Below are 773 nucleotides of genomic sequence, written 5' to 3'. Positions count from 1 at the left end.
TCATACGTTCCTTCTGCAATCTCGTTTCCGGCTGGTATGTTTAATGTCCATGTTCCATCGCCATTGTCTACTAAGTTGCCGTCTCCTTCTGTATATGTTTCTCCATTTACTGTTACCTCAATCGTATCTGAACTGTCTGCTGTTCCTGTGATTACTGGTGTAGTATCGTTAGTAACTTGACTGTTTACTGTTGGTACTGTTGGTGCAGTAGTATCAATTACTAATTCATCGGTCGTTGCATCTGAACTGGTGTTTCCTCCTGCATCGGTTGCTTCTACACTTACATCATATGTTCCTTCTGCAATCTCGTTTCCGGCTGGTATGTTTAATGTCCATGTTCCATCGCCATTGTCTACTAAGTTGCCGTCGCCTTCGGTATATGTTTCTCCATTTACTGTTACCTCAATCGTATCTGAACTGTCTGCTATTCCTGTGATTACTGGTGTAGTATCGTTAGTAACTTGACTGTTTACTGTTGGTACTGTTGGTGCAGTAGTATCAATTACTAATTCATCGGTCGTTGCATCTGAACTTGTATTTCCTGCTGCATCCGTAGCGGTTACTGATACATCATATGTTCCTTCTGCAATCTCGTTTCCGGCTGGAATGTTTAATGTCCATGTTCCATCACCATTGTCTACTAAGTTTCCGTCTCCTTCTGTATATGTTTCTCCATTTACTGTTACCTCAATCGTATCTGAACTGTCTGCTGTTCCTGTGATTACTGGTGTAGTATCGTTAGTAACTTGACTGTTTACTGTTGGTACTGTTGG

At 41.5% G+C, this 773-nt stretch carries 1 protein-coding gene; it reads right to left on the bottom strand.

What is annotated here, in order from left to right; all coding sequences use genetic code 11:
* A partial coding sequence (locus Q0663_RS12620) for an Ig-like domain-containing protein (protein WP_299011690.1) occupies nucleotides 1-773 on the bottom strand: 773 nt, incomplete at both ends.

This window comes from uncultured Tenacibaculum sp. (assembly GCF_947504135.1).
GTDB lineage: Bacteria > Bacteroidota > Bacteroidia > Flavobacteriales > Flavobacteriaceae > Polaribacter.
The sequence above is the reverse complement of the archived record's forward strand: the minus strand, read 5'-3'. Positions and strand labels throughout refer to the sequence as shown.